This window comes from Nitrospira sp. BLG_2, from assembly GCF_049222245.1.
This window is the reverse complement of record NZ_JBLYIG010000592.1, coordinates 1-1,965: the sequence shown is the minus strand read 5'-3', so window position 1 is coordinate 1,965 and position 1,965 is coordinate 1. Positions and strand designations below refer to the sequence as shown.

Below are 1,965 nucleotides of genomic sequence, written 5' to 3'. Positions count from 1 at the left end.
CGTCGCGATGCTCGCCGCATGGCTCTTCTTCTTTACAAAAGCGACCGTCCGCACGGCCGCATTCACCTACGCGGAAACGTTGCTGCGCGCTTGTGACGTTTTGGAACGGTAGGGCAGAAAATGAGAATTGACATCTTCAACGTCGGACACGGCGCGGCGGCACTGGTGGTGGCCGATAACAACAACCTGGTGCTCTTCGATTGCGGCCACGATGCGAACGGATTCCGACCATCCGTCTATTTACCGCAGAACTGGCGGGCGGTGCAACAACTGGTCGTCAGCCACTACGACAGCGACCATGTTAGCGATTTGGCGAATCTGCGGGCGCGGATGCCGATAGAGCGGCTGCTGTCGAACCCTTCGATCAGCGTCAATGAGATCCGCCAGCTCAAGCTGCAGGAAGGCCCGCTCACGCCGGGGATGGCTGCTTTGCTCGAGATGAAGAGCAGATTCGGAGCCGTACAGAATGAAGCCGACCTCGCCGGCATCTCTATTCCCTATTTCTATCTTCCCTACGGCCCGCGCTTTTCGGACATGAACAATCTCAGCATCGTGGCGTTCGTCAGGTACGGTGATTTTTGTGCGGTCATACCGGGTGACATTGAGCGCGCGGGCTGGCTCGCGCTGCTTGAGAACCATGACTTTCGCCAGCAGCTCGCGGCGGTAAATGTTTTCGTGGCCTCGCACCATGGCCGAGACAACGGCTATTGCGAGGAGGTGTTCCAATACTGCCATCCGGACATCGTCGTCATTTCGGATGGCCCCATCCAACACGACTCTCAACAGCACTGCTATGATCGTCATGCACGAGGGCTGAACTTCTCCCGTGATGGTTGGCGCTATGTGCTGACGACGCGCTGGGACGGGCACATCGTCATTGATAAGACGCTCGGGCAGGCTTTTACGATCCGAAAGGGACGTTGATGCCATGAGGTATATCTGGTGTTCATCGCACTGAATCGTCGGCTTCACGAGTGGGGCAAAGGCTCAGCCGCCGCCGTTGTCACGTAATAAGGCTTGTACTCTTTCATCGGCCATCTCCTGCATGTGTGGCAGCACCCGGGAATACACGTCTCGGAGCGATTTCTGCTCGTTCCGGATTAGGAACGTGAAGTCGGCTTGCGTGTTTCTGTCGCCTGATCCTGGTGACGCGCTCCGGGGAATGTCAGCCGTACCAATTATCTCTTGTTGTGTTCTGGTAAAGGAAGAGAGGAATTCTCAGGGGACTCTCAATGTGGACAGACTAGAAAGCGTTGTCGCAGGGCTTCGTATCTTTCGCCGCACATCAGCCAGTCGTCTGGTAACGGGTTTCCCAGTCTGGTGCCCAGCACCAAGTGCCGGATCGACTCCCGGGCAATGCCCATGAGCTCGCAACAGAGGGCGTCGGCGGCAACCGGATCATCCGCGAAGACGAGACATCCCAGATCTCTTGCAGGGCCATGTAAGGGCCCATTGCCCTCCATCGCCACGACGCCGTCTGCGATGACGTAGTGGATCGGAACCGTGGCAGCAAGTTCGACGATCGAATTGTCGATGCCTTGCCAGTGGAGGACGTTTTTCGGCCAGCCATAGACCGAACCGGGGACCACGCCAAAGAGATTCTTCAAGCTCAGGGTCACTCCGGCCCAATGATGGGTCTTGATCTTGGGCATCGAGATCACGACATCGGCCGCCAGCAAGGACCGGGGCAACCAGAGTTCGGCAAGCGCGGTAAGTGAAGTGGTGGTCGGCACACGGTGGACCTCGTCGTTGTTGAGATCCACGAACGTCGCTTTGCCGACATCGCGGAGCGCCGCGCCGAGATCACATTCTTCCAGCAGGAGCTCGGTGTCGCGGACATGACCCGGCCCTTCGCCCACGGTCACCTGGGCGGCGCCCAAGCGGTAGAGTCCATCCACGGCCGCCGCAATGACCGTGGGATGGGTATTGATCGGCGCCGTGGACGAGTATTCGACAAGGTTGGGC

The 1,965-nt window shown here is 58.4% G+C and carries 2 protein-coding genes; one reads left to right on the top strand and one right to left on the bottom strand.

Going from position 1 to position 1,965, the window contains the following annotated elements:
* Positions 1–120: 120 nt before the first annotated feature.
* Positions 121–924, top strand: coding sequence for a ComEC/Rec2 family competence protein (locus ACOSYY_RS15760; protein ID WP_421663579.1), 804 nt, complete (start codon positions 121–123; stop codon positions 922–924).
* 305 nt (positions 925–1,229) lie between these two features.
* Here the strand turns inward: ACOSYY_RS15760 and ACOSYY_RS15755 are convergent.
* The coding region (locus ACOSYY_RS15755) for a DUF362 domain-containing protein (RefSeq protein WP_421663577.1) at positions 1,230–1,965 on the bottom strand (736 nt) is incomplete at its 5' end.